Source organism: Pseudomonas sp. NPDC087612, from assembly GCF_044743505.1.
Lineage (GTDB): Bacteria > Pseudomonadota > Gammaproteobacteria > Pseudomonadales > Pseudomonadaceae > Aquipseudomonas.
In genome coordinates, this window is record NZ_JBIUWO010000007.1 from 74,173 (window position 1) to 94,923 (window position 20,751).

Consider the following 20,751-nt stretch of genomic DNA (forward strand, 5'->3'; position numbering starts at 1 on the left):
ATGAGCGCCATCAGCGCCCGCGTGGCGCAGGAGCAGCAGGCCACTTTCGCGCCCCTGCAACAGGCCCGGCAACGGGCCTTGCACCCGGAGCTGGGCAACGCCCATGTACGCTTCATTGGCCTCGGCAAGACGTACCCTGGCCAACAGGCCCCGGCGCTGGACGGCATCGACCTGAACATCCAGCACGGTGAGATCTTCGGCATCATCGGCCGCAGCGGCGCCGGCAAGTCGTCGCTGATCCGCACCATCAACCGCCTGGAGCAACCCAGCCAGGGCCGGGTGCTGATCGACCAGGTAGACATCGGCGAGTACGACGAAGACCGCCTGGTGCGCCTGCGCCGGCGCATCGGCATGATCTTCCAGCACTTCAACCTGATGTCGGCCAAGACCGTCTGGCAGAACGTCGAGCTACCGCTCAAGGTCGCCGGCGTGCCCAAGGCCGAGCGCCAGCGCAAGGTTGCCCAATTGCTGGAACTGGTCGGCCTGCAGGAGAAGCATCACGTCTACCCGGCGCAGTTGTCCGGCGGGCAGAAGCAGCGCGTCGGCATTGCCCGGGCGCTGGTGCATGACCCCGAGATCCTGCTGTGTGACGAGGCTACGTCGGCACTCGACCCGGAAACCACCGAGTCGATCCTCGGCCTGCTACGCGATATCAACCAGCGCCTGGGTTTGACCATCGTGTTGATCACCCACGAGATGGCGGTGATCCGCGATATCTGCCACCGGGTGGTGGTGCTCGAGCGTGGGCGCATCGTTGAACAAGGCGCTGTCTGGCAGGTGTTCGGCGATCCGCAGCATGAGGTCAGCAAGACCCTGCTCGCGCCCTTGCAGCCTGCTCTGCCAGCTGCGTTGCAGGCTCGCTTGCAGCCGCAACCGGCGGGGCCTGAGGCAGCACTGGTGTTGAGCTTGCGGGTGAGTGGCAAAGACAAGCAGGCGCCGGAATTGTCTTCATTATTCGCCTTGCTCGGCGGTCGGATCAGCTTGCTGCAAGGCGGCATCGAACCGATCCAGGGCCGCGCGTTGGGGCAGCTTGTTGTGTCGGTGGCCAACTCGCCGCACCGCCACGAGCAAGTGATTGAGCGCGCCCGGCAATGGGCGGCACAAGTGGAGGTATTGGGTTATGTGGTTTGATCGCTTGCTCCAGGGCGTGCTCGACACCCTGCTGATGGTCGGCGTCTCATCGCTGATCGCCCTGCTCGCCGGCGTGCCGCTGGCGGTGATCCTGGTCACCAGTGGCAAGGGCGGGATCTTTGAAGCGCCTGCCCTGAACCGGGTGCTCGGCGCCTTCGTCAACCTGTTCCGCTCGATTCCGTTCCTGATCCTGATGGTGGCCTTGATTCCCTTCACCCGCTTGATCGTCGGCACCACCTACGGCGTCTGGGCGGCAGTGGTACCGCTGACCATTGCCGCCACACCGTTCTTTGCGCGCATTGCCGAAGTCAGCCTGCGCGAGGTCGACCACGGCCTGATCGAAGCGGCCCAGGCCATGGGCTGCCGGCGCTGGCATATCGTCTGGCATGTACTGCTGCCCGAAGCCCTGCCGGGCATCGTTGGCGGCTTTACCATCACCCTGGTGACCATGATCAACTCCTCGGCCATGGCCGGCGCCATCGGTGCCGGAGGCCTGGGCGACATCGCCTATCGCTATGGCTACCAACGCTTCGACAGCCAGATCATGCTGACGGTGATCGTCATGCTGGTGGTGCTGGTGGCGTTGATTCAACTGGGCGGGGACCGGTTGGCGAAGGGCTTGAACAAGCGCTGAATTTATCGCGGGTCAAGTCGGGTCGCCGCTCCCACATCTATGGCACAGGGAAACATTCTGTTTTCAAGACCTCCATGCTCCCCCAGCGAGTCCAGCTACCTTGAAGTTTCAAACTCAAGGAAGTCGACATGGACCGTCCACACTCCAAGCTCCTGCGACGGGGGCGAATTTCCGAACCCGGCAGGTTGTATCTACTGACGAGCATCACTGAAAACCGGGCCCCCATACTCAGAGAGTTTGGCTTGGCCCGGCTCGTCGTTGCCCAATTCAAACTAGCTGAGCAAGAAGGCGCTGCGCGATCACTGGCCTGGGTAGTAATGCCTGATCACTTTCATTGGCTCATTGAGTTGCAGTCCTGCACATTGAAAACACTAATGCGCAGGCTCAAGTCACGCAGTGGCTGCGCCATTTGCAAGGCGTGCAAACTCAAAAGCAGACTCTGGCAGCCTGGGTTTCATGATCGTGCATTGCGCTATGAAGAAGATGTCCAGGCAGTAGCTCGTTACATTGTTGCCAACCCTATTCGTGCAGGGCTGGTGCAGCGAATTGGTGACTATCCTCATTGGGATGCGGTCTGGATCTAAAAGCATCGCGGGTCAAGCCCGCTCCCACAGAATACACCGTTGCAACTGTGGGAGCGGGCTGGACCCGCGATGGCGTAATCACTGGCGCTGCGGCTCGCGGATCTTGTACCAGGCCACGTACAGCGCCGGCAAAAACAGCAGGGTCAGCAAGGTAGCGACGATGATCCCGCCGATCATGGCGTAGGCCATCGGCCCCCAGAACACTTCGCGGGCGATCGGGATCATGCCCAGGCTCGCCGCTGCCGCAGTCAGCAAAATCGGCCGGCGCCTGTGGTTGGTCGCTTCCAGCACCGCATCCCAGGGCGAGTAGCCCTGGGCTTCGTACTCGTCGATCTGGGTCACCAGGATCACCGAGTTGCGGATGATGATGCCGATCAGCGCAAGAATCCCCAGGATCGCCACAAAGCCCATCGGCGTGCCGGTCGGCACCAGCGCCAGGACCACGCCGATCAAGCCCAGCGGCGCCACGCTGGCGACCAGGAACAGCTTCTGCACGCTGTGCAGCTGGATCATCAGGAAGGTGCCCATCATGAACAGCATCAGCGGCACCACCTTGGCGATCGGGCCCTGGGCCTTGCCGCTTTCTTCTACGGTACCGCCGGTGGCCACGGCGTAACCCACCGGCAGTTTGCTGGCGAATTTGTCGATCTGCGGCTTGAGCTCGGCCACCAGGTCGGTCGGCTGGATTTCGCCGCGCACCGAGGCCTTGATGGTGATGGTCGGTTTGCGGTCGCGACGCCATACCAGCGGCTGTTCCAGCTCATAGCGCACGGTGGCGAAGGCCAGCAGCGGGATCGAGGTGCCGTTGGGGGTGACGATCTGCAGGTTTTGCAGGGTCTGCGGCGTGCCGCGCTCGCTGTCTACGGCGCGCGCGATGACGTCGATCAGGTAGATGTTGTCGTTGACCTCGGTCACCGGCGCGCCGCTGACAATGCTGTTCATCACATTGGCCACGTCTTCGGACGACAACCCGAGCTGGCGTGCCTTGTCTTGGGCGATCTCGACCCGCAGCACCTTGCCCGGCTCGTTCCAGTCGTAAATCATCTCGCCGATGTGCTCGTTCTGGTCGAGCAGCGAGGCCAGGGCAATGGCGTGCTTGCGCACTTCATCGATGTCCTTGCCGCTGACCCGGTACTGGATAGGCCGCCCGACCGGCGGGCCCATTTCCAGTGACTGGACGTTGCTGCCAATGCCGACGAAGTCTTCACGCAGACGCTTTTGCAGGCGCGCCATCAATACCTCGCGCGACTCCAGGCCTTTGCTGACAATCACCAACTGGGCGTAGTACGGGTTCTGCAGTTGCTGGTCCAGCGGCAGGTAGAAACGGATCGCGCCCTGGCCGATGTAAGTGCTCCAGCGCACGATATCCGGGTCGCCCTTGAGCGTCGCTTCCAGGCGATCCACCGCCTTGCGGGTTTCCTCGATCGAGGCGTTTTGCGGCAGGTTGAGGTCGACGAGAATTTCCGGGCGGTCCGAGGACGGGAAGAACTGGTTCTGCACGAATCGCATGCAGAACACCGCCAGCACGAACAGCAACACAGTGCCGATGATGGTCAGCCAGCGATGACGCATGCACCACAGCAGGCTGTTGCCAAAGGCCTTGCCGATACGCCCCGGCTCTTCGCTGTGCGGTTTGACCTTGGTGCTGAGGATATGCACGCCGAGTACCGGGGCAAATACTACGGCCACCACCCAGGACACCAGCAAGGCGGCCGCGATCACCGCGAACAGGGTGTAGGTGTACTCCCCTGCCGAGCTGGCATTGAGGCCGATCGGCACGAAGCCCGCGACCGTCACCAGGGTACCGGTAAGCATCGGAAAGGCGGTCGAGGTGTAGGCGAAGGTGGCTGCCTGCTCCTTGCTCTCGCCCATTTCCAGGCGCGTGACCATGACCTCGACGGTGATCATCGCATCGTCCACCAACAGGCCCAGGGCAATGATCAGCGCGCCCAGGGAGATCCGCTGCATGGTGATGCCGCTGTATTCCATGAAGATGAAGACCATGGCCAGCACCAGCGGAATCGAACAGGCCACCACCAGACCGGCGCGTACCCCGAGGCTGATGAAGCTGACCACCAGGACGATCACCACCGCCTCGAACAGGGCGCTGGTAAAGCCGCCCACGGCCTCCTCTACTACCACCGCCTGGTCAGACACCGTATGCACGCCAACACCAACCGGCAACTCGGAGACCACGCGGTCCATCATCTTGTGCAGGTCGGCACCGAACACCTGGATGTTGCCGCCGGCCTTCATGCCGATGGCAAGACCAATGGCGGTCTGGCCGTTGTAGCGAAACATCGGCGCGGGTGGGTCGACAAAGCCTCGCTGGATCTCGGCGATATCCGCCAGGCGGAAAAAACGGTCGTTTATCCGCAGGTTGACCGCTTCCAGGTCTTTTTCCGAAGCGAACTGCCCGGTGGTGCGTACCGAAATGCGCTCGGGACCGGCCTCGATCACCCCGGCCGGGGTGACTGCGTTCTGGCTCTGCAGGGCCTGCAATACCTGGCGCTGGTCGATGCCGAACGACGCCAGCTTGCGGGTCGAGAAGTTCAGGTAGAGCACCTCGTCCTGGGTGCCGATCATTTCCACCTTGCCCAGGTTGGGCACTTCACGGATCTCGGCGCGCACCTGTTCGACGTAGTCGCGCAGCTGGCGCATGCTCAGGCCATCGGCGGTAAAGGCGTAGATCGAGCCGAACACGTCACCGAACTCATCGTTGAAACCCGGGCCCTGAATGCCTTGGGGAAACTCGCCGCGAATATCCTGAATCTTCTTGCGCACCTGATACCAGATCTGCGGAATATCTTCGGCCTTGGTGGTGTCGCGCAGGTTGACGTACACGGTCGACTCGCCCGGGCGGGTGTAGCTTTTCACATAGTCGAGGGAGTCCAGCTCTTCGAGCTTCTTTTCGATGCGGTCGGTGACCTGGTACAGGGTTTCATCCTGGGTCGCACCCGGCCAGCGGGTCTGAATGACCATGGTCTTGATGGTGAACGAAGGGTCTTCCTCACGCCCCAGGTTCATGTAGGAAAACACGCCCATCAGCAAGCCGACGAACATCAGGTACCAGACAAAGGATTGGTGCTTCAGCGCCCACTCCGACAGGTTGAAGCTTCCATTCATTGCGGGTCTTCCTCGTCGACGATGACCTTCTGGCCCGGTTTGAGACTGTTTACACCGGCGGTTACTACTCGCTCGCCAGGCTGTACGCCCGAGGCCAGCACTACGCTGCCGGGGGTACGCTCAAGCAGCTTCACATCACGTGTGGCGACGGTTTTTTGCTGCGGATCGACCACCCATACCCGGGTCTTGCCGTCGCTTTCGAGCAAGGCCGACGCCGGCAGTTCGGTGCGTGGCGAAACCGCCGAGGTCAGGGTGACGCTGATAGCCGTGCCGAGACGGAACGCATTCGGCGTATCGACCAAGGTCAGGCGGGCGCGACGGGTGCGCGTGGTGGCATCGGCCTGCGGCTCCAGCTCACGCAGGGTCGCTGTGGTGTTGATATCCGGGTCCAGTTGCGAGGCCACCAGGAACTGAAGCTGCGTGTTCAATTGCTCGGCCAGGCTGGTCGGCAGGTCGATCACCGCTTCCTTGATATCCGGTCGCGCCAGGGTCACCACGGCCTGGCCGGCACTCACCGTTTGCCCGGCCTCGGCCTGCCAATTGGTGACTACGGCGCCATGGTCGGCCTTCAGCTCGCTGTAACCCAGTTGATCACGGGCTTGGTCAACCGCCGCCCGCGCCTGCTTGAGGGAGGCTCCAGTGGTCTTCAGGTCGGTCTGCGCGATGTCCAGCTGGGCTTGCGCACCCACGCCGCGATCAAACAACTGCTGCTGACGTCGGGCGTTGGCCTGGGCGTTGATCCACTGCGCCTGGATCTTCGCCAGGTCGCCCTCAGCGGCGCGCAACTGGTTGCGCTGGTCGGTGGGATCAAGGCTGGCAAGCACATCGCCTGGTTGCACTTGACTGCCGACATCGACCCAGCGCCGGGCAATCCGGCCACCCACACGAAAGCCCAGGGTGCTTTCAAAACGGGCCTGGATGCTGCCAGCGAAACGTCCAAGATTGGCCTGTACCTGCGGCTGGGCAATGACCGACAGCACTGGTCGCACAGGTTCTGGCGCACTGGCTTGCTTGCCGCAACCTACGAGCAGCAGTGCGCCGCCCAAGACAAACGTGATTGCTTTCATTGCGCCACCCCGCTGTCCTTAAGCGGCGCGATTTCCACCTGCATGCCCGGATTTAGCAGTTGTCCGCCAGTTACCACAACGGTTTCCCCACCTTTGAGGCCATCGCCCACCACCACCTTGCCGGTCAGGTAGCGCATCACCTTGACCTTCTGCAAGCGCACCTTGTCACCCTCGCCCACCAGCCACACCGCCGGCTCATGCAGGTCTTTGGTCAGCGCTGACCAGGGCAACTCTACGCTCGGCTTGCCCTGAACTTTGCCGGTGGCAGTAACTGGCGAGCCCAGGTCCATGCCGGGCGGCACTTCATTCAATGCCACCTTGACCTGCACCGTGCCGCTTTGCGCCGAAACCGTCGGGGTGACCTCACGGATGTAACCCTGAGCCTGGATTTTCGGGTTATCCACCAGGCTGACCTTGATTGCCTCACGGGTGGCCGGGGCCACCAGCAAGGCTTCGTAGACATTGAACACCGCATCGCGCTCACCATCGCGGGCCAGGCTGAAGATCGGCACCGTGGCCTGAACCACCTGGCCGACCTCGGCCTGGCGCTCGGTGATCACCCCGTCCGCCTCGGCGACCAGCGCGGTGTAGCTCAACTGCTCTCGGGCGTTGGCCAGTTGCGCCTGGGCGGCCTTGAGTGCGCTCTGGCTGCTACGCAAGGCGGCTTCGGCCGAGTCGTACTCGCTCTGGCTGGTGTAGCCCTTGGGCAACAGTTTTTGCTGGCGAACAAAGGCCGCAGCGGTCTGGGTCACGCGCGCCTGCTCGGCGAAGACCTCGGCCTTGGCCGAGTCGACGTTGGTTTGCAGGTCCTTGGGGTCAAGCCTGGCCAGTACCTGGTTGGCCTTGATGTGATCGCCGACATCGACGCTGCGGGCAATGATCTTGCCGCCCACGCGAAAGGAAAGATCGGTCTGCACCCGCGCCTGAACATCGCCGGTCAGGGTTACGGACGCTGCGAAATCACTGGGCTGAACACGTTGAACACCAACCCTGGGCAGTTCGGCTTCAGGGGCTTTTTTCTCCCCGCATCCCGTCAGCACCAGCGTCACCCCCAGGCAGACGAGCGATAAAGGACGCAACACCCTCATGCAGGCTCCTTGCATGTGCCAGATCTATTTAGGAATGCGAGTGTTAGCGTAGATCAGGGTTCCCTTGATCGCTTGTCGGCATACACAATTCGTTCACCCTGTGGAATCGGCGATACTGCATCTTTGCCTGAATGGACGCTGCCATGCTGACCACCCTGGCTGTCGCCAATTACCGCTCGATCAATCACCTGGTGCTGCCGCTGGCACGCCTTAACGTCATTACCGGGCCCAACGGCAGCGGCAAGTCCAACCTGTACAAGGCCCTGCGCCTGCTCGCAGAAACGGCGCAAGGCGGTGTGGTCAACGCCCTGGCGGTGGAGGGCGGGCTGGAGTCGACGTTCTGGGCCGGCCCCGAGCAGATCAGCCGGCGCATGAGCAACGGCGAAGTCGCCATCCAGGGCGGCCCGCGCCAGCATGCACGGCGCTTGCGCCTGGGCTTTGGCGACGAAAAATTCGGCTACGCCATCGGTCTCGGCCTGCCGGAGCCAAGCAGGTCATCTTTCGCCCTCGACCCGCAGATCAAGCGCGAAAGCATCTGGGCAGGTCCGTTGTACCGCCCGGCCAGCCTGCTGGTGGACCGCCAGGGGCCGATGGTCAAGGTCCGTGAAGGCCGCCAATGGGAGGTGCAGGCGCAGCACACACCGAGCTTCGACAGCCTGTTCGACCAGGTCGGCAACCTGCGCTCCTCCCCGGAGGTGTTGCTGCTGCGCGAGCGCATCCGTGGCTGGCGCTTCTACGATCACTTTCGCACCGACCGTGATGCCCCGGCCCGCCGCCGGCAACTGGGTACGCGCACGCCGGTACTGCACCACGACGGCCGCGACCTGGCCGCCGCGCTGCAGACCATCATCGAGATCGGCGACCCGCAGGCCTTGCAGGCAACCATCGCCGATGCCTTCCCGGGCGCACGCCTGGAGATCGATGCCGTGCCGGGTGGGGCGTTCGGGGTGTTGTTTCATCAAGAGGGCTTGTTGCGGCCGCTGAGCGCCGCCGAGTTATCGGACGGCACCTTGCGCTACCTGCTGCTGGTCGCCGCGCTGCTGACGCCTAGGCCGCCGACCATGATGGTACTGAACGAGCCGGAAACCAGCTTGCACCCGGATTTGCTGCCAGCGTTGGCGCGCTTGATCGTTCGTGCCTCGGAGCAGTGTCAGGTGTGGGTGGTGTCGCATGCACGAAGATTGGTGGCCGCGTTGGAACAGGATGCGAGCTGCAATTCGATCGTGCTGGAGAAGGTGCTGGGGCAGACCCGCGTTGCCGGTCAGGGGATGCTCGATGAGCCGGCCTGGCACTGGCCGGAGTGAAAACTAATCGCGGGGCAAGCCCGCTCCTACCCATTTGTAGGAGCGGGCTTGCCCCGCGAAGGGTTTCAGATCACGCCGAAACCGGCGCCGGCGCGCGACGCACGTCCGGTTGTTTCCACGAGTCGGCAGCGCTTTCTTCGATAGCCTGCTGGATCGCCCGACGGCGACGCTCTTCGGCCTGACGGCTGAAGTACCAGACCATAAAGGTCACCAGCGACACGCTGAGCAGGATCAGGCTGGCCACAGCGTTGATTTCCGGCTTCACGCCCAGACGCACGGCAGAGAAGACTTCCATCGGCAGGGTGGTCGAACCCGGGCCCGAGACGAAGCTGGCCAGTACCAGGTCATCCAGCGACAGGGCAAAGGACATCATCCCGCCCGCTGCCAGCGACGGTGCGATCATCGGGATGGTGATCAGGAAGAACACCTTCCACGGCCGGGCACCGAGGTCCATGGCCGCTTCTTCGATCGACAGGTCCAGCTCACGCAGGCGCGCCGATACCACTACCGCCACATAGGCTGCGCAGAAGGTGGTGTGGGCGATCCAGATGGTGACGATGCCACGCTCCTGCGGCCAGCCGATCATCTGCGCCATGGCCACGAACAGCAGCAACAGCGACAGACCGGTGATCACCTCGGGCATTACCAACGGTGCGGTAACCAGGCCACCGAACAGCGTGCGGCCCTTGAAGCGGGTGACCCGGGTCAGCACGAAGGCGGCCAGGGTGCCCAGCGCCACGGCGGCGATCGCGGTGTAGCAGGCGATCTCCAGCGAGCGCATCACCGAGCCCATCAACTGGGTGTTGTCGAGCAGACCGACGTACCACTTCACCGACCAGCCGCCCCACACCGTCACCAGCTTGGAGGCGTTGAACGAGTAGATCACCAGGATCAGCATGGGCAGGTAGATGAACAGCAGGCCCAGGACCAACATCAATTTGGAGAAACTGAAACGCTTCATGCCCTGCCCTCCATCTCTTTGGCCTGACTACGGTTGAAGAGCAGGATCGGTACGATCAGGATCGCCAGCATCACTACCGCCAGGGCAGAGGCCACCGGCCAGTCACGGTTGTTGAAGAACTCTTGCCAGAGCACTTTACCGATCATCAGGGTTTCCGGGCCGCCAAGCAGCTCAGGAATGACGAACTCGCCCACCACCGGAATGAACACCAGCATGCAGCCGGCGATGATGCCGTTCTTCGACAGCGGCACGGTGATTTTCCAGAAGCTGTTGAAGGTGCTCGAACCCAGGTCCGAGGCGGCTTCAAGCAGGCTCTGGTCATGCTTCACCAGGTTGGCGTAGAGCGGCAGGATCATGAACGGCAGGTACGAATAGACCACGCCGATATACACCGCAAGGTTGGTGTTGAGGATCTGCAACGGCTGATCGATCAACCCCAGCCACAGCAGGAAGGCGTTGAGCAGGCCGTTGTTGCTGAGGATGCCCATCCAGGCATAGACGCGGATCAGGATCGCGGTCCAGGTCGGCATCATGATCAGCAGCAACAGTACCGTCTGGGTTTCCTTGCGCGCGTTGGCGATGGCGTAGGCCATCGGATAGCCGATCAGCAGGCACAGCAGCGTGCTGACGAAGGCCATCTTCAACGACCCCAGGTACGCCGAGATGTACAGTTCGTCTTCGGTCAACAGGCCATAGTTGGCCAGGTTGAGCACCAGCTGCACCTTGTCTTCGACGTAGCTGTAGATCTCGGTGTACGGCGGGATCGCCACGTCGGCTTCGGCGAAGCTGATCTTCAGAACGATGAAGAACGGCAGCATGAAGAACAGGAACAGCCAGATGAACGGCACGCCGATCACCACATGGCGCCCCTCGGGCTTTATTCGGTTGAAGGCTCGCTTGAGCTTGCGGGCGTTCATGAGCGCAGTACCACGCCGCTGTCATCCTCCCACCAGACGTAGACCTGGTCGTCCCAGGTCGGCCGGGTGCCCTGGCGCTCGGCGTTGGCAACGAACGACTGGACGATCTTGCCGCCAGGCAGCTCGACGTAGAACACCGAATGGCCACCCAGGTAGGCGATGTCGTGGACCTTGCCGCGCGACCAGTTGTGCTCGCAGGTCGGCTGCTCGGTGGTCACCAGCAGTTTTTCCGGGCGCAGGGCGTAGGTGATGCGCTTGTCTTCCACCGAAGTGGTGACACCGTGGCCGACGTAGATCTTGCGCTCAAGCTCGGGGCTGGCGATCACCGCGTGGCCTTCGGCATCGTCGACCACTTCGCCCTCGAACAGGTTGACGTTGCCGATGAACTCGCAAACCAGGCGGCTGGTCGGGGTTTCATAGATGTCGATCGGGCTGCCGATCTGGGCAATCCAGCCCAGGTGCATGATGGCGATGCGCTGGGCCATGGTCATGGCCTCTTCCTGATCGTGGGTTACCATCACGCAGGTCACGCCGACCCGCTCGATGATCTCCACCAGCTCCAGTTGCATCTGCGAGCGCAGCTTCTTGTCCAGCGCGCCCATCGGCTCATCGAGCAGCAGCAGTTTCGGCCGCTTGGCCAGCGAACGGGCCAGGGCCACACGCTGACGCTGGCCACCGGAGAGCTGGTGCGGCTTGCGCTTGGCGTACTGGGTCATGTGCACCAGCTTGAGCATCTCGGCCACGCGGGCGTCGATCTCGGACCTGGGCATGCGGTCCTGCTGCAGGCCGAAGGCGATGTTCTGCGCCACGGTCATGTGCGGGAACAATGCGTACGACTGGAACATCATGTTGATCGGCCGCTCGTAGGGCGGCATATCGGTGATGTCTACGCCATCGAGGAAAATGCGCCCTTCGGTGGGCCGTTCGAAGCCGGCGAGCATGCGCAGCAAGGTGGATTTGCCCGAACCGGAACCACCGAGCAGGGCGAAGATCTCGCCCTTCTTGATTTCCAGGGACACATCGTCCACGGCGACCGTTTCGTCGAACTTTTTCGTGACCCGGTCGATTTTGACCAGCACCTGTTTAGGTTGCTGGTCGCCCTCGAGGGCTTTCTTATAGGCACCGGAGGCAACTGCCATTTGTGAAACTCCCAACAAGATTTTTTGCGTCCGCCCCTGCCGTGACGGACCCTGGATTTTTACTTGCCCGACTTGACCTTGGTCCAGCTACGGGTCATCAACCGTTGCACCTTGGGAGGCAGCTCGGAGTTGACGTACAACTTGTCCAGCACTTCTTGCGGTGGGTAAACCGCTGCGTCGGTTCGCACGCTCTGGTCCATCAGATCGCCAGCCTTGGGGTTCGGGTTGGCGTAACCGACGTAATCACTGACCTGGGCAATGACCTCAGGCTGCAGCAAATAGTTGATGAAGGCATGGGCCTCTTTGACATTCTTGGAGTCCTTGGGGATCGCCAGCATGTCGAACCAGAGGTTGCCGCCTTCCTTGGGAATCGCATAGGCCACCTTGACGCCCTTGCCGGCTTCTTCGGCGCGGGACTTGGCCTGGAATACATCGCCGGAGAAACCGGCAGCCACGCAGATGTCGCCGTTGGCAAGGTCGGAGATGTACTTGGAGGAGTGGAAGTAGGTCACGTAGGGACGCACGGCCAGCAGCTTTTTCTCGGCATCGGCGTAGTCCTTGGGGTTGGTGCTGTTGGGGTCGCGCCCCATGTAGTTGAGCACCGCCGGGAGCATCTCGTCGGCCGAGTCGAGGAACGCGACTCCGCACTTGGAGAGCTTCTTGATGTTCTCCGGCTCGAGCAGCACGGCCCAGGAATCGATCTTGTCGGTACCCAGCGCCGCCTTGACCTTGTCGACGTTATAGCCGATGCCATTGGTGCCCCACAGGTAGGGGACGGCGTACTGGTTGCCCGGGTCGTTCTTTTCCAGGCGCTTCATCAGCGCCGGGTCGAGGTTCGCATAGTTTGGCAGCAGCGCCTTGTCGAGCTTCTGAAACGCGCCCGCCTTGATCTGCTTGCCGAGGAAATGGTTGGACGGCACCACCACGTCATAGCCGGTGCGACCGGCCAGCAGTTTGCCTTCCAGGGTTTCGTTGGAGTCGAAGACATCTTGCACCGGCTTGATGCCAGTGGCTTTTTCGAAGTCCGCGAGGGTGGTCTGACCGATGTAGTCGGACCAGTTATAAATGTGCACCGTGGGCGCCGCTTGGACGCTGATCGCCAGCGTCAGACCCGCTCCAGCCAACATGGCCTTGCGAAATACAGAAATAGACAAGTGGGAGGTCCTCACAAATGTGCCCGTGGCAAACGGCAGAAATACCTGCCGGATAAGCAAACCGGCGCGCAACTTACCTTCGATGCACTCATGCCGCAAAAAAAATTTGTGCTTTCATGCTCCCCGGGCGGGATTTACACCGCGCCCAGGGAGGTCACCGCTGTTACTTGCCCGACTTGATCTTGGTCCAGCTGCGCGTGATTTCGCGCTGGGCCTTGGCACCCGGGTCAGCAATTGCGTACAGCTGCTTCTTCACATCAGCCGGTGGGTAGATGCTCGGATCGCCCGAGATGTCCTTGTCCACCAGTGCGGTGGCCGCCTTGTTGCCGTTCGGGAAACGGACGGCATTGGTGATCTCGGCCATGATTTCCGGCTGCATCAGGAAATCCATGAACTTGTAGGCGGCGTCGACGTTGACGGCATCTTTAGGGATGGCAACCATGTCGTAGAAAGTACCGGCGCCTTCTTTCGGAATGACGTAGTCCAGCTTGACCTTGTCACCAGCTTCGTGGGCACGGGCCTTGGACTGCTCCAGGTCACCCGAGTAACCCACGGCCACGCAGATGTTGCCGTTGGCCAGGTCCGAGATGTACTTGGAAGAGTGGAAGTAGCCGATCGATGGACGCACACTGAGGAACAGGTCCTCGGCGGCTTTGAGGTCTTCTTTTTTCGTGCTGTTGGTCGGCTTGCCCAGGTAGTGCAGCGCCGCCGGGATCATCTCGGTCGGGGCATCGAGGAAGCTCACGCCACAGCTCTTGAGCTTGGCGATGTTTTCCGGCTTGAACACCACGTCCCAGGAATCGATCTTGTCGATGCCCAGTGCGGCCTTAACCTTCTCCGGGTTGTAGCCGATGCCGATGGAGCCCCACATGTAGGGGAACGCATATTTGTTGCCCGGGTCGCTGGCATCACCGACGGCCTTGAGCAGGTCTTCGTCGAGGTTCTTCCAGTTAGGCAGCTTGGAGCGGTCCAGCTCCTGGTAGACGCCGGCCTTGATCTGCTTGGCCAGGAAGTTGTTCGACGGTACGACTACGTCGTAACCGGACTTGCCTGCCAGCAACTTGGCCTCAAGGGTTTCGTTGCTGTCGAACACGTCGTAGACGACCTTGATACCGGACTGTTTTTCGAACTTGGCGACGGTGTCTGGTGCGATGTAGTCGGACCAGTTATAGACGTGCAGTACTTTGTCATCCGCCTGAACAGCACTGGCCATGGCGCCCATCAGGGACACGGCCAACAACATCTTGCCCAATTTCTTCATGCGTAATGCTCCAGAATTTTTTATTTAGCCATCTGTTCAGCGGCCGGCTTATTCGGCGCAAGCTCCGAGCGACTGAAACAGCCGCTAGTCTGGCAAGTTACAAGGCGCTCTTTCAACAACAGAGGCGCCTTGAAACCCATTGATGCCATTACGCTAGCCTAGCACCTGGCTATTTCAGCGCTTCGAGCGTCAGGTCCAGGCATTTGCGCGCCTTTTCCACCAGCTCGTCGATCTCGGCGTGGCTGATCACCAACGGCGGCGCAATGATCATGGTGTCGCCCACGGCGCGCATGATCAGGCCGTTGTCGAAGCAGAACTGGCGGCAGATCATGCCCGCACCCTGGCCTTCGTAACGGGCACGGGTGGCCTTGTCCTTGACCAGCTCGATGGCACCGAGCATGCCCAGGCCACGCACTTCGCCCACCAGCGGGTGATCGTTGAGCTCACGCAGACGTTTCTGCAAATACGGTGCCGTTTCGGCCTGAACCCGCTCGATGATCTTCTCGTCACGCAGGATCCGCAGGTTTTCCAGGCCTACCGCCGCCGCCACCGGGTGGCCGGAGTAAGTGAAGCCGTGGTTGAAGTCGCCGCCTTGGCTAAGCACCTTGGCCACTTCGTCACGTACGATCACACCGCCCATGGGGATGTAACCGGAGGTCAGGCCCTTGGCGATGGTCATCAGGTCGGGCTTGAGGTCGTAGTAATCGGAGCCGAACCACTCGCCAGTGCGACCGAAGCCACAGATCACTTCGTCGGCAATGAACAGGATGTCGTACTTGGCGAGGATCTCCTTGATCTTCGGCCAGTAGGTTTCTGGCGCAATGATCACCCCGCCGGCGCCCTGGATCGGCTCGGCAATAAAGGCGGCGACCTTGTCTTCGCCGACTTCGAGGATTTTCTTTTCCAGCTGCTCGGCAGCCCAGACCCCGAACTCGTCCGGGGTCATGTCACCGCCCTCACCGAACCAGTATGGCTGCGGGATGTGCTCGATGCCCGGCAGCGTGCCACCCTGGGCATGCATGCCGCTCATGCCGCCCAAGGCGGCGCCGGCCACGGTGGAGCCGTGATAGCCATTGATACGGCCAATGATCACCTGTTTCTGCGGCTTGCCCTTGAGCGCCCAGTAGTGGCGGACCATGCGCAGGTTGGTGTCGTTGCCTTCAGAACCGGAACCGGTGAAGAACACATGGGTCATGCCCTTGGGTGCCACGGCGGTCACCGCCTTGGCCAGCTCCAGTGCCGGTGGGTGGGCAGTCTGGAAGAACAGGTTGTAGTACGGCAGCTCGCGCATCTGCTTGGCGGCCACTTCAACCAGCTCTTCACGGCCATAACCGACCGCCACGCACCACAGGCCCGCCATGCCATCGAGGATCTTGTTGCCCTCGCTGTCCCACAGGTGCACGCCCTCGGCTTTGGTGATGATCCGCGGCCCCTTCTCTTTCAGCTGTTGGTAGTCACTGAAAGGTGCCAGGTGATGCTCACTGCTAAGGGTTTGCCACTCACGGGTTTGCGGGTTGTTGACGCTCATGTGCTTCTCCGTTTGTTGACGGCCGCGGTCCTGCGGCTCCGGGTTGATCAGACCGCAAACAGCAGGAACTCACGTTCCCAGGAGCTGATTACGCGTTTGAAGTTTTCATGCTCGGCGCGTTTGGTGGCGACGTAGCCGGTAATGAATTTCTTGCCCAGGTAGGGTTCCAGGGCCTTGCAGTTTTCCATGCGCTCGAGGGCGTCCTCGATGGTCAGCGGTAGGCGCAGGTTACGCCGCTCGTAACCACGACCCTGTACCGGCGCGCTCGGCTTGATGCCTTCGACCATGCCGATGAAACCGCACAGCAGGCTGGCGGCGATCGCCAGGTAGGGGTTGGCGTCGGCGCCTGGCAGGCGGTTCTCGACCCGGCGGTTCTGCGGGCCGGCATCCGGTACGCGCAGGCCGACGGTACGGTTCTCTTCGCCCCACTCGACGTTCACCGGCGCCGAGGTGTCGGGCAAGAAGCGGCGGAACGAGTTGACGTTGGGGGCGAACAGCGGCAGCACCACCGGGATGAACTTCTGCAGGCCGCCGACGTGGTTGAGGAACAGCTCGCTCATGCGCCCGTCTTCGTCCGAGAAGATGTTCTTGCCGGTGTGCACGTCGATGATGCTCTGGTGCAGGTGCATGGCGCTGCCCGGCTCGCCGGTCATCGGCTTGGCCATGAAGGTGGCGGCGACGTTGTGCTTGAGCGCAGCCTCGCGCATGGTGCGCTTGAACACCAGAATCTGGTCGGCCAGCGACAAGGCATTCCCGTGACGGAAGTTGATTTCCATCTGCGCCGTGCCGTCTTCGTGGATCAGCGTGTCGAGGTCCAGGTTCTGCAGCTCGCACCAGTCGTAGACGTCCTCGAACAGCGGGTCGAATTCGTTGGCCGCTTCAATAGAGAAGGACTGGCGACCGGTTTCCGGGCGCCCGGAGCGGCCAATCGGCGGCTGCAGGGGGAAGTCCGGGTCTTCGCAGCGCTTGGTCAGGTAGAACTCCATCTCTGGCGCCACGATCGGCTGCCAGCCCTTGTCGGCGTAGAGCTTCAAAACCTTCTTGAGCACGTTGCGCGGCGACAGCTCGACCGGGTTGCCCTGCTTGTCGTAGGTGTCGTGGATCACCTGGGCGGTCGGCTCGATGGCCCAGGGCACGAGAAACACCGCGTTCTCGTCGGGGCGGCAGATCATGTCGATGTCGGCCGGGTCGAGCAGTTCGTAATAGATGTCGTCATCGACATAGTCGCCGGTCACGGTCTGCAGCAACACGCTCTCGGGCAGGCGCATGCCTTTTTCGGCGATGAACTTGTTGGTCGGCGAGATCTTGCCGCGGGTGATACCGGTGAGGTCGCTGATCAGGCACTCGACTTCGGTGATCTTGTGTTCTTTCAACCAATCGGTGAGCTGGTCGAGGTTGCTACTCATAAATACCTCAGGAGGTAAATGTCTGGACTGACGTCAGGACGTGACCCGGAGTGGGCCGTCCCAGACATTCTGGATGCCCCACGGGGCTAAAGCAAAAGTCAGGCGCAGGGAGGCCGCAACGGGCAGTTCCCGCAAGGCTGACGAGCCCGCTATAGTGATGGCAGAGGTCATTCGAAGTAGCGTCGACAGCAGGCAGGACGCCTGGGCCGTCAATTATTTCAGCCGGGGCGCAAGGTGCTGGCGCAGGGCGCAAGCCACCCGCGAGGAATGCGTGCAAACCGTTCTGCGAACGGCGGGCGATGATGCCGGTTGTCGGCAGGCGTGACATGTAACCCCCGGTATTATTGGTGTTATGGGTTGCCACCGAGCTTAGCCTTGTTCATTTTTTTACACAACACCCCCGTAAAAAATAGAACACGGCCCGCTCAAGATCGCCGTTACCGTACGAAAGCAGCCCTTGTCGGCGCCCCCAATTGCAGCAAAAATGCCGCTTGAGGGCCATTTTAGGGCATCATGGGGCTGGCTTGACTTCAGCAAGGCTTTCCGATTGACTGAACCTGCAAGCCCCCATTGATTGATATTTTTAACAACAAAGGTGTTGCATCATGTCGGTACCCCCGCGTGCCGTTCAGCTTAACGAAGCGAACGCGTTCCTTAAGGAACATCCTGAGGTTCTCTACGTTGACCTTCTGATTGCAGATATGAATGGTGTGGTGCGCGGCAAGCGCATCGAGCGCACCAGCCTCCACAAGGTTTACGAGAAAGGCATCAACCTGCCGGCCTCCCTCTTCGCCCTGGATATCAACGGCTCGACCGTCGAAAGCACCGGCCTTGGCCTGGACATCGGCGATGCCGACCGCATCTGCTATCCAATCCCGGACACCCTGTCCAACGAGCCCTGGCAAAAGCGCCCGACCGCGCAACTGCTGATGACCATGCACGAGCTCGAAGGCGAACCGTTTTTCGCTGACCCGCGGGAAGTCCTGCGCCAGGTCGTGAGCAAGTTCGACGAGCTGGGCCTGACCATCTGCGCCGCATTCGAGCTTGAGTTCTACCTGATCGACCAGGAGAACGTGAACGGCCGCCCGCAGCCGCCGCGCTCGCCGATCTCCGGCAAACGCCCGATTTCGACCCAGGTCTACCTGATCGACGACCTCGACGAGTACGTCGACTGCCTCCAGGACATCCTCGAGGGTGCCAAGGAACAAGGCATTCCGGCTGACGCCATCGTCAAGGAAAGCGCCCCGGCACAGTTCGAAGTCAACCTGCACCACGTTGCCGACCCGATGAAGGCCTGCGACTACGCGGTACTGCTCAAGCGCCTGATCAAGAACATTGCCTACGACCATGAGATGGACACCACCTTCATGGCCAAGCCCTACCCGGGCCAGGCGGGTAATGGTCTGCATGTCCATATCTCGGTGCTGGACAAAGATGGCAAGAACATCTTCACCAGCGAGGATCCCGAGCAGAACGCCGCACTGCGTCACGCGATCGGCGGTGTGCTCGAGACCCTACCGGCGTCGATGGCGTTCCTGTGCCCGAACGTCAACTCGTACCGCCGTTTTGGTGCCCAGTTCTACGTGCCGAACTCGCCTAGCTGGGGCCTGGACAACCGTACCGTGGCCCTGCGCGTGCCGACCGGCACCCCGGACGCCGTGCGCATCGAACACCGCGTAGCCGGTGCCGACGCCAACCCGTACCTGCTGATGGCCGCTGTCCTGGCCGGTGTTCACCATGGCCTGACCAACAAGGTCGACCCGGGCGAGCCGGTTGAAGGCAACTCCTACGAGCAGAACGAGCAGAGCCTGCCGAACAACCTGCGTGATGCCCTGCGCGAGCTGGACGACAGCGAGATCCTGGCCCGGTACATCGATCCGAAATACATCGATATCTTCGTGGCCTGTAAAGAGAGCGAGCTGGAGGAGTTCGAACACTCCATCTCCGACCTTGAGTACAACTGGTATCTGCATACCGTTTGATGCTTGAGGGCCTTATCGCGGGTCAAGCCCGCTCCCACAACGGTTAACTGTGGGAGCGGGCTTGCCCCGCGATGCCTTACAAAGCCTTCTCGAAAATCTTCGAATTACGCTGATAGTTATACAGCGAAGCCCTGGCCGCCGGCAGCCGCTCGACCCCGCTCGGCACAAACCCCCGCTCCCTGAACCAGTGCGCCGTGCGCGTGGTCAGCACAAACAGGGTATTTAGCCCCATCGCGCGCGCCCGCGTTTCGATGCGCTCAAGCAGCTCGTCACCGCGACCGCCGTGGCGATACTCCGGGTTGACCGCCAGGCACGCCAGCTCGCCCGCTTCGGAATCGGCAATCGGGTACAGCGCCGCACAGGCGATGATCATGCCCTCGCGCTCGACCACACTGAACTGCTCGATCTCACGCTCCAGCACCTCGCGCGAACGACGCACGAGAATGCCCTGCTCCTCCAGCGGGCTGATCAGGTCGAGCAAGCCGCCGACATCCTCGATCGCGGCTTCACGCACCTTCTCGAACTGCTCCTGGGCCACCAGGGTACCGCCACCATCGCGGGTGAACAGCTCGGTGAGCAAGGCGCCATCTTCGCCATAGCTGACGATATGACTGCGCGCCACACCGCCCCGGCAGGCTTCGGCGGCGGCATCAAGCAGCTCGCCCTGGTAGTCGCTGCCCAGGCGCTGCAGGTGCGCCGGCACTTGCTGGGGGCGTAGTTCGCGCACCAGCCGACCCTGTTCATCGAGCAGGCCGCGCTCGGCGCCGAACAGCAGCAGCTTGTCAGCATTCAGTTCAATCGCGGCGCGAGTGGCGACGTCTTCACAGGCGAGGTTGAAGATCTCGCCGGTGGGCGAATAGCCCAAAGGCGAAAGCAGGACGATAGAGCGCTCGTCGAGCAGGCGATTGATACCTTTGCGGTCGACCCGGCGCACTTCGCCGGTGTGGTGGTAATCAACGCCTTCGACCACGCCGATCGGCCGCGCGGTAACCAGGTTGCCGGCAGCCACGCGCAGGCGTGAGCCCTGCATCGGCGAGGCGGCCATGTCCATCGACAGGCGCGCCTCGATGGCGATGCGCAAGTGGCCTACGGCATCGATCACGCATTCAAGCGTCGCCGCATCGGTGATGCGCATGCCGCGATGGTAGTGCGGGGTCAGGCCGCGGGCCGCCAGGCGGCTTTCGATCTGCGGGCGCGAGCCGTGGACCAGCACCAGGCGCACGCCAAGGCTGTGCAGCAGCACCAGGTCGTGAACGATATTGCCGAAGTTGGGGTGCTCGACGCCGTCACCGGGCAGCATGACCACAAAGGTGCAGTCGCGGTGGGCGTTGATGTAAGGCGAAGCATGACGCAGCCAATTGACGTATTCGGGCATAACCGGAGAGCCTGTAGAAAATAGGGACAAGAACGGGAAAGCACACAGCGCTCGAAGGGTTATCGTCGGAACAGGCTTGGCGTCACGCGCAATC

Annotated in this window: 16 protein-coding genes; 5 read left to right on the top strand and 11 right to left on the bottom strand. The window is 61.8% G+C overall.

Annotated elements, in window-relative coordinates; translation table 11 throughout:
- The 3 genes from ACIOVF_RS15850 to ACIOVF_RS15860 all read left to right on the top strand — a co-directional run bounded on the left by ACIOVF_RS15850 (position 1) and on the right by ACIOVF_RS15860 (position 2,349).
- Positions 1 to 1,131 carry a methionine ABC transporter ATP-binding protein gene (locus ACIOVF_RS15850; protein WP_195885273.1) on the top strand — a complete coding sequence of 377 codons (1,131 nt, stop codon included), beginning with the start codon at positions 1 to 3 and terminating at the stop codon, positions 1,129 to 1,131.
- Positions 1,121 to 1,765 carry a methionine ABC transporter permease gene (locus ACIOVF_RS15855; RefSeq protein ID WP_093378325.1) on the top strand — a complete coding sequence of 215 codons (645 nt, stop codon included), beginning with the start codon at positions 1,121 to 1,123 and terminating at the stop codon, positions 1,763 to 1,765. The genes ACIOVF_RS15850 and ACIOVF_RS15855 overlap by 11 nt, the downstream gene beginning before the upstream one ends.
- A 128-nt stretch (positions 1,766 to 1,893) precedes the next feature.
- The gene (locus ACIOVF_RS15860) at positions 1,894 to 2,349 is read left to right on the top strand and encodes an REP-associated tyrosine transposase (RefSeq protein WP_093378320.1); all 456 of its coding nucleotides are present in this window, start codon (positions 1,894 to 1,896) and stop codon (positions 2,347 to 2,349) included.
- Positions 2,350 to 2,427: 78 nt separating this feature from the next.
- Here ACIOVF_RS15860 and ACIOVF_RS15865 read toward each other — a convergent pair whose 3' ends face one another.
- The 3 genes from ACIOVF_RS15865 to ACIOVF_RS15875 are packed head-to-tail and all read right to left on the bottom strand — an operon-like array spanning position 2,428 to position 7,630.
- Positions 2,428 to 5,475 (bottom strand): efflux RND transporter permease subunit, encoded by a 3,048-nt coding sequence (locus tag ACIOVF_RS15865; RefSeq protein WP_401290698.1) that lies wholly within the window; start codon positions 5,473 to 5,475, stop codon positions 2,428 to 2,430.
- Positions 5,472 to 6,542, bottom strand: a complete 1,071-nt coding sequence (locus ACIOVF_RS15870) for an efflux RND transporter periplasmic adaptor subunit (protein WP_045201126.1) — start codon at positions 6,540 to 6,542, stop codon at positions 5,472 to 5,474. The genes ACIOVF_RS15865 and ACIOVF_RS15870 overlap by 4 nt, the downstream gene beginning before the upstream one ends.
- Positions 6,539 to 7,630, bottom strand: a complete 1,092-nt coding sequence (locus ACIOVF_RS15875; protein WP_401290702.1) for an efflux RND transporter periplasmic adaptor subunit — start codon at positions 7,628 to 7,630, stop codon at positions 6,539 to 6,541. Before ACIOVF_RS15875 ends, ACIOVF_RS15870 begins: the two co-directional genes overlap by 4 nt.
- 143 nt (positions 7,631 to 7,773) lie before the next feature.
- Here ACIOVF_RS15875 and ACIOVF_RS15880 point away from each other — a divergent pair, with 143 nt between their 5' ends.
- Complete coding sequence (locus tag ACIOVF_RS15880) at positions 7,774 to 8,934, top strand: AAA family ATPase (RefSeq protein ID WP_045201122.1); 1,161 nt, start codon at positions 7,774 to 7,776, stop codon at positions 8,932 to 8,934.
- Between the two features lie 70 nt (positions 8,935 to 9,004).
- On the opposite strand, the gene ACIOVF_RS15885 is transcribed toward ACIOVF_RS15880, so the two are convergent.
- From ACIOVF_RS15885 to ACIOVF_RS15915, 7 genes are all read right to left on the bottom strand, one after another.
- Positions 9,005 to 9,895, bottom strand: a complete 891-nt coding sequence (locus ACIOVF_RS15885) for an ABC transporter permease subunit (protein ID WP_010221198.1) — start codon at positions 9,893 to 9,895, stop codon at positions 9,005 to 9,007.
- Positions 9,892 to 10,812, bottom strand: coding sequence for an ABC transporter permease subunit (locus ACIOVF_RS15890; protein ID WP_115084807.1), 921 nt, complete (start codon positions 10,810 to 10,812; stop codon positions 9,892 to 9,894). The genes ACIOVF_RS15885 and ACIOVF_RS15890 overlap by 4 nt, the downstream gene beginning before the upstream one ends.
- Positions 10,809 to 11,951: a polyamine ABC transporter ATP-binding protein gene (potA, locus tag ACIOVF_RS15895; RefSeq protein ID WP_045201117.1), complete on the bottom strand. Its 1,143-nt coding sequence runs from the start codon at positions 11,949 to 11,951 to the stop codon at positions 10,809 to 10,811. Before potA ends, ACIOVF_RS15890 begins: the two co-directional genes overlap by 4 nt.
- A gap of 59 nt (positions 11,952 to 12,010) precedes the next feature.
- Complete coding sequence (locus tag ACIOVF_RS15900) at positions 12,011 to 13,105, bottom strand: polyamine ABC transporter substrate-binding protein (protein ID WP_093378296.1); 1,095 nt, start codon at positions 13,103 to 13,105, stop codon at positions 12,011 to 12,013.
- 163 nt (positions 13,106 to 13,268) lie between these two features.
- Positions 13,269 to 14,366, bottom strand: a complete 1,098-nt coding sequence (locus tag ACIOVF_RS15905) for a polyamine ABC transporter substrate-binding protein (protein ID WP_401290708.1) — start codon at positions 14,364 to 14,366, stop codon at positions 13,269 to 13,271.
- Between the two features lie 169 nt (positions 14,367 to 14,535).
- Complete coding sequence (locus ACIOVF_RS15910) at positions 14,536 to 15,894, bottom strand: aspartate aminotransferase family protein (RefSeq protein WP_045201111.1); 1,359 nt, start codon at positions 15,892 to 15,894, stop codon at positions 14,536 to 14,538.
- A 47-nt stretch (positions 15,895 to 15,941) separates the two neighbouring features.
- Complete coding sequence (locus tag ACIOVF_RS15915; protein WP_045201108.1) at positions 15,942 to 17,300, bottom strand: glutamine synthetase family protein; 1,359 nt, start codon at positions 17,298 to 17,300, stop codon at positions 15,942 to 15,944.
- Positions 17,301 to 17,905: 605 nt separating this feature from the next.
- Between ACIOVF_RS15915 and ACIOVF_RS15920 the strand changes: the two genes are divergently transcribed.
- Positions 17,906 to 19,282 (top strand): glutamine synthetase family protein, encoded by a 1,377-nt coding sequence (locus ACIOVF_RS15920; protein ID WP_045201104.1) that lies wholly within the window; start codon positions 17,906 to 17,908, stop codon positions 19,280 to 19,282.
- A 76-nt stretch (positions 19,283 to 19,358) separates the two neighbouring features.
- Here ACIOVF_RS15920 and argA read toward each other — a convergent pair whose 3' ends face one another.
- Positions 19,359 to 20,657: an amino-acid N-acetyltransferase gene (gene argA, locus ACIOVF_RS15925; RefSeq protein ID WP_045201102.1), complete on the bottom strand. Its 1,299-nt coding sequence runs from the start codon at positions 20,655 to 20,657 to the stop codon at positions 19,359 to 19,361.
- Positions 20,658 to 20,751 lie beyond the last annotated feature (94 nt).

Coding starts and splice junctions, on each gene's coding strand:
- ACIOVF_RS15850 (WP_195885273.1), top strand. CDS start 1: ATGAGCGCCATCAGCGCCCGCGTGGCGCAGGAGCAGCAGGCCACTTTC.
- ACIOVF_RS15855 (WP_093378325.1), top strand. CDS start 1,121: ATGTGGTTTGATCGCTTGCTCCAGGGCGTGCTCGACACCCTGCTGATG.
- ACIOVF_RS15860 (WP_093378320.1), top strand. CDS start 1,894: ATGGACCGTCCACACTCCAAGCTCCTGCGACGGGGGCGAATTTCCGAA.
- ACIOVF_RS15865 (WP_401290698.1), bottom strand. CDS start 5,475: ATGAATGGAAGCTTCAACCTGTCGGAGTGGGCGCTGAAGCACCAATCC.
- ACIOVF_RS15870 (WP_045201126.1), bottom strand. CDS start 6,542: ATGAAAGCAATCACGTTTGTCTTGGGCGGCGCACTGCTGCTCGTAGGT.
- ACIOVF_RS15875 (WP_401290702.1), bottom strand. CDS start 7,630: ATGAGGGTGTTGCGTCCTTTATCGCTCGTCTGCCTGGGGGTGACGCTG.
- ACIOVF_RS15880 (WP_045201122.1), top strand. CDS start 7,774: ATGCTGACCACCCTGGCTGTCGCCAATTACCGCTCGATCAATCACCTG.
- ACIOVF_RS15885 (WP_010221198.1), bottom strand. CDS start 9,895: ATGAAGCGTTTCAGTTTCTCCAAATTGATGTTGGTCCTGGGCCTGCTG.
- ACIOVF_RS15890 (WP_115084807.1), bottom strand. CDS start 10,812: ATGAACGCCCGCAAGCTCAAGCGAGCCTTCAACCGAATAAAGCCCGAG.
- potA (WP_045201117.1), bottom strand. CDS start 11,951: ATGGCAGTTGCCTCCGGTGCCTATAAGAAAGCCCTCGAGGGCGACCAG.
- ACIOVF_RS15905 (WP_401290708.1), bottom strand. CDS start 14,366: ATGAAGAAATTGGGCAAGATGTTGTTGGCCGTGTCCCTGATGGGCGCC.
- ACIOVF_RS15910 (WP_045201111.1), bottom strand. CDS start 15,894: ATGAGCGTCAACAACCCGCAAACCCGTGAGTGGCAAACCCTTAGCAGT.
- ACIOVF_RS15915 (WP_045201108.1), bottom strand. CDS start 17,300: ATGAGTAGCAACCTCGACCAGCTCACCGATTGGTTGAAAGAACACAAG.
- ACIOVF_RS15920 (WP_045201104.1), top strand. CDS start 17,906: ATGTCGGTACCCCCGCGTGCCGTTCAGCTTAACGAAGCGAACGCGTTC.
- argA (WP_045201102.1), bottom strand. CDS start 20,657: ATGCCCGAATACGTCAATTGGCTGCGTCATGCTTCGCCTTACATCAAC.